This is a genomic window from Methylobacterium sp. J-077 (genome assembly GCF_022829365.1).
Taxonomy (GTDB): domain Bacteria; phylum Pseudomonadota; class Alphaproteobacteria; order Rhizobiales; family Beijerinckiaceae; genus Methylobacterium.
In genome coordinates this window covers 1-4,401 of sequence record NZ_JAKSYJ010000098.1, presented here as the reverse complement: position 1 = coordinate 4,401, position 4,401 = coordinate 1, and the positions used below count along the sequence as shown (strand labels likewise).

4 protein-coding genes and 1 pseudogene are annotated in these 4,401 nt (G+C 62.7%); all 5 read left to right on the top strand.

The genetic code is table 11. The features are described 5' to 3' along the window. Positions 1 to 153 precede the first annotated feature (153 nt). The gene (locus MKL11_RS08065) at positions 154 to 1,164 is read left to right on the top strand and encodes an IS481 family transposase (protein WP_243942011.1); all 1,011 of its coding nucleotides are present in this window, start codon (positions 154 to 156) and stop codon (positions 1,162 to 1,164) included. A gap of 515 nt (positions 1,165 to 1,679) precedes the next feature. Beyond that, complete coding sequence (locus MKL11_RS08060) at positions 1,680 to 2,174, top strand: hypothetical protein (RefSeq protein WP_243942008.1); 495 nt, start codon at positions 1,680 to 1,682, stop codon at positions 2,172 to 2,174. Between the two features lie 454 nt (positions 2,175 to 2,628). Beyond that, a complete protein-coding gene (locus MKL11_RS08055) occupies positions 2,629 to 3,522 on the top strand; it encodes a glycosyltransferase family 2 protein (protein WP_243942006.1) in 894 nt (297 codons plus the stop codon). 216 nt (positions 3,523 to 3,738) lie between these two features. Then, positions 3,739 to 4,182 (top strand): annotated as a pseudogene (locus MKL11_RS08050) (transposase); the annotation flags it as partial. Positions 4,183 to 4,259: 77 nt separating this feature from the next. Next, the coding region (locus tag MKL11_RS08045) for a transposase (RefSeq protein WP_243942013.1) at positions 4,260 to 4,401 on the top strand (142 nt) is incomplete at its 3' end.

Here is a 4,401-nt window from a genome sequence, read left to right as displayed (position 1 = left end):
GCTCTCACGCTCTCTTTACGAGCTTGGATTGCCCGACGGACCGTCTCTGTCGTTGTGGCGCTGCCGTGGAGAATCTGTCCCATAGCGCGTCCCTCCATGTGGCACCAGATGTATCACCACACGGTGGGACCAAACATCTAGGAGGGCTCGTTGATGCTTGCCATCCATCCCCAGGCCCGCACTACTCGGGCTGTCCGCATCGAGATCGCCCGCTCGCTCGAAAGCTCCGGGGTGCTGGCCAAGCGCTACGGCGTCTTCACCGAGACCATCCGCAAATGGCGCAAACGTAGCCCCGGTGCCTGTCACGATCGCTCGGCTCGGCCGCATAAGCTGCTCTGGCGCGCCAGCGATGAGGAGCGTGCCATCGTGTGCGCGCTCCGCCGCTCCACCGGCTTCCCCCTTGATGCGCTGACTTTCGTTGTCAGCCACCTCCTGCCACACCTGAACCGGGACGCCGTCTACCGCATCCTCAGGGCGGAGGGCCTCAACCGGCTGCCGCCCGCCGAGCAAGCCCGCAAGCCGCACGCCACCTTCAAGGACTACGAGGTCGGCTTCGTCCATGTCGACGTGAAGCACCTACCCAAACTACGTGACCGCGACGGCACCACCCGCAACCGCTACCTCTACGTCGCCATCGACCGCGCCTCCCGCTACGTGCACCTCGCCGTCTTGGACGACGAGACAACGGCCTCGGCGGTGACCTTCCTCACGGACGCACTCGACGCCTTCCCCTTCCGGGTCACCCACGTGCTCACCGATCGGGGCTCCTGCTTCACCGCCGATGCTTTCGAGGCAGCGTGCGAGCGGCACGGGGTGCAGCATCGCAAGACGCGCCCGTACACGCCGAAGACCAATGGTATGGTCGAGCGTTTCAACGGCCGGGTGCAGCGGCAGGTGTTGGGCATCATGATCTACAGCCACGCCGACCTGGAGATCGTGCTGCGCGGCTTCAACGCGGCCTACAACCGTCGCCGTCAGCGCGTGCTCGAAGGTCTCTCGCCCGAGATGGTGTTGCGCCAGCGTCTCGAAGCTGATCCCGCGCTCGCCAATCCCACCTACAGACCATCCAGCCCAAGCCTCATCAAATGCGCCCTTCGTATCGTCGCAGACGCAAAGGAGGTCTCGCATCCAGACAATTACCAGCCTGGCGAACCGGCGGACTAAGAAGCACAGGTTGCTAATGGCTTTTCGTCGGCCAGACAGACGTCGGGTGGCCCACCGTTGGAGCACCCGTCCAGGCCGGCGCACCGAATGCTCGATTCCTCCAAGTGATGTCATCGCCCCCCCGGTAGTCGGGCAAGCGTCGCTGCGGCCGGCGCAAAGCAGACAGCGGCGGCGGCGCAGACGTGCCGGCATACGGTGCGCAAACTCGCGCCTCGACCTCCCGCAGGCCCGTGGCAGGCCGTTGTCGGCCACGTTATCGGCCTCGGCGGATCGATCTGGGCGGAACTCAGTGTCGCGTTCAAACCGAAGCGAACACGTCAATCCCCACTTCTGCCCTCGTGATTGGACGCGTAGCCCAGCCCGGGCCACCGCTTTCGGGGGCGATCACCTTGCGTTTTAAGGCTCGATCTCCGAGAACGCCGTCTACCTGGGACGCTTATGTTTGGCCGGCGTTGCCGGTGTGGGCCGGTACCCGGTCGGCATTGTGGACGAATCCGGCTCGGGGACAAGTATCGATGATCGATTACGCTCAGGCGCGGCGGATGATGGTCAACTGCCAGTTGCGGACCTTCCACGTGAACGACAATACGGTGCTGGACGCGTTTGACACGAGAGCGCGCGAGGCCATCATTCCGAAGGGCCGCGAGTTCATCGCGTATATCGACCAGATTTTAACGGTCTTGATCTCCAGTGGCGAGACTGCCTGCCTGCCAACACCGATGGTCTTGGACCGGATGGTCCCGGCCTTGACGGTTCGCCCGGGCGTAGCCGCGCTCGATGTCGTCGCCGGCTCCGGTTATGCGGCGGCAATCATGGCCGATCTATGCGCGGAAGTGGCCGCCCTTGAGTCGGTGCCGGGCATCCCCGAAATTGGGTGCGCGGCTCAGCGCCACCGCCCGGGTGGTGTAGGGACCGATTGTCGCCGGCGCGTCCGAGCACGCGCCATTCGACGCAGTCCTGATCAACGGCGGCGTGAAGGTCTGGCAACAAGCGCTGTTGAACCAGCTTAAGGACGACAGGCGAGTCGCCTGCGTAATTGGTCCGCATCGCGATGCCAAGGTTACTCTATACGTGCGTGCCGGCGATACCTTCGGTGCGCGAACTGCTCAACGCGTCGCTGCATGGCCTGGACGCGTCTGCGGCGGAATCAGGTTTCGAATTCTAAGCTCGATTACTGCGGGGGCAGACGCTATCATCCAAGAACGCTTATGAACCGAGCTGGCTCCCTGTGTAGACCGCTTTGCGCAACGATTATCGGGAGTCTCCCCTCGTCAATCTGGAGCGGCACCCGCAGAGTTCGATTAAGCAAGAGCATTGCATTGCCGCAGAACCCGTGCGTGAGAGCTTTTCAGGACCTAAAATGAGCAGACAGTTTGACACAAGATCTGTCCAGCGGTCGACGCTCTCTTTGCGAGTCGCCTATAGGTTGATGACGAGCCAGACTTCAGATGGGAGCGTTTGACAGTGCAGGAGCCTGTTTTCGTCGCGATCGCGACCGCCGGCCGCCGCGATGTTCTGACAGCGATGCTGGATGAGCTGTCCCACCAAGAACGCCTTCCAGACATCGTGTACATCGCTCCGGCAACCCCCGAGGATGTGGACGAGCACGCAATCTCCCGGCTCAAATTGAGAGTTGAATTCGTGCGCGCTCCAGCCGGGAGCTGCCCACAGCGAAACGCTATACTTGATCGATTAAAAGGATCCCGGAGTGGGACGGTCACATTCTTCGACGACGACTTTTTTCCGGCCAAAGATTACTTACGACAAGCCGCATTACTTTTTACCACTCGGCCCGAGATTGTGATCGCCTCTGGGCTTGTCCATGCCGACGGAGCCCCAGGACCCGGACTGTCCGTGGATGATGCTCGCCGCATACTCGCCGAACGACGCTCTTCAAAGGAAGGCGCTGCGACGAGCACGCTTTACAATGGATACGGCTGCAATATGACCGTTCGACTGACCTCCATCAACGACTCCCACATCCGCTTTGATGAGAATTTGCCGCTTTATGCATGGTTGGAAGACGTTGACTTCAGCCGGCAGCTTGCAATGCATGGCCGGATCGTGCGCTGCGACCATCTGCAAGGTGTTCATCTCGGCAGCAAAAAAGGCCGCTCGCCGGGTCGGCGGCTGGGGTATTCACAAATCGCAAATCCTTGGTACTTGTTTCGAAAGCGCACGATGTCTCCGAAACATGCTTTCGTACAAGTGAGCCGCAACATAGCTGCCAATATAATCTACTCGTTTGCTCCCGAACCCTGGGTAGATCGCCGAGGGCGCCTCGCGGGCAATCTCCTAGCAATTGCCGACCTCTCGCGCGGACGACTGCATCCGCGCAACATCACCGCTCTGCCCTGATCGGCATCTTGTACCCTGGCTTTGCGACCAACGATGGCGCAAGACGCGCAGCGGCCTTTCGTAGCGGCTGCTGCGCTGCTGATCCGTCCCGCCAACTATGCCCCGAGACCACACCGACTAAGCTCGACTTTGGCCAATGGGGAGCGGTCGAGCGGTGCGAGGTGACGAAGCGAGCATGACGGGTAGGCTGGGGGTGTCCCCAGCAAGAGACACCCGATGCCCGATCTGCCCGCCCGCTTCGCCGGACTCATCCTGTCGTTCACGCCGCTGTTCGTCCACCGCTCGTGGCGACATGCGCAGATCCTCCTGATCGGCGCGATCCTCACCCCCGGCCGTCGCACGGTGACCAACGTACTGCGCATCATGGGCCGCGCGCATGAGCGGCGGTTCGTGAACGTCCACCGCATCCTCAACCGCGCCGCATGGTGCCCTCGGTCCGGCAGCCGCATCCTGCTCGGACTGCTGATCGCCGCCTTCGCGCCGCACGGCCCCGTAGTGCTCGGGCTCGACGATACGATCGAGCGCCGCCGCGGCAAACGCATCGCGGCCAAGGGCATCTACCGCGACCCGGTGCGCTCGTTCGACAGCCATTTCGTCAAGGCGAGCGGGCTGCGCTGGATGAGCCTGATGCTGCTCGCGCCGATCCCCTGGGCGGGGCGCGTCTGGGCGCTGCCGTTCCTTGGGATTGCCCCTGTTTGGTGGACACCGAGAACGCTTTCGCGTGAGGTGTTTGTCCAATGCCGAAGAGTCGTCCCCCTTACCCCACCGAGTTCCGCCGACAGATGGTCGAGTTGGCCCGCGCCGGGCGTGATCCGAACGATCTGGCTCGCGAGTTCGAGCCCTCCGCGCAGGCCATCCGCAACTGGGTTGCCGAGGCCG

What these genes read in the sequence shown, in the direction of transcription:
- MKL11_RS08065 (WP_243942011.1), top strand. Translation starts at nt 154, where the DNA reads ATGCTTGCCATCCATCCCCAGGCCCGCACTACTCGGGCTGTCCGCATC.
- MKL11_RS08060 (WP_243942008.1), top strand. Translation starts at nt 1,680, where the DNA reads ATGATCGATTACGCTCAGGCGCGGCGGATGATGGTCAACTGCCAGTTG.